The following is a 626-nucleotide window of genomic DNA, read 5'->3' as shown; positions in this document are numbered from 1 at the left end:
ATTGCAATCGGCGATAATGTGCTGAAAAAACCGTGTGCGACAGAGCTGATGCGTTTGAACAAGAGCTTTATTGTTAAGCGTTCTGCAAAAGCTCCACGAGAGATGATGAAAGCGCTTGGACAGTTGTCTGGCTACATCAAACACTCGCTGGATACGGGTAACTCTATTTGGATTGCTCAAAAAGAAGGGCGCGCAAAAGACGGTAACGACTTTACAGATCCTGCGATCTTAAAAATGTTCCACGTTGAAGGTCGCAAGCAAAAGGTCGCGTTTGGCGAGTACATGCGCTCGTTAAAAATTGTGCCGGTCTCGATTGCTTACGAGAACGATCCATGTGACATCGCTAAGGCAAAAGAGCTATTTGAGAAAGCAGAAAACGGCCGTTATGAAAAAGGCGAGTTTGAAGATATCGAAAGCATCATCCAAGGCATTGTTGGTTACAAAGGCCGTGTTCATGTGGCATTTGGTGACGTGATTGAGCAAGAGTTTGAAACGCCAGAATCGCTAGCGAATGAAATCGACCGTCAGATACACGAGAACTATAAGTTGTATCCGATCAACTTGCTTGCTGCAGGTCGTGAAGATTCAAGCATTATCACAGAAGCGGTGAAACGTCAGCTTGCTGA

The 626-nt window shown here is 45.4% G+C and carries 1 pseudogene; it reads left to right on the top strand.

The window, feature by feature from the left end:
- Window positions 1-626 (top strand): annotated as a pseudogene (locus R8O10_RS25970) (1-acyl-sn-glycerol-3-phosphate acyltransferase); the annotation flags it as partial.

Origin of the sequence: Vibrio sp. 1727 (genome assembly GCF_033344415.1) — a bacterium.
GTDB classification, from domain to species: domain Bacteria; phylum Pseudomonadota; class Gammaproteobacteria; order Enterobacterales; family Vibrionaceae; genus Vibrio; species Vibrio alginolyticus.
The sequence above is the reverse complement of the archived record's forward strand: the minus strand, read 5'-3'. Positions and strand labels throughout refer to the sequence as shown.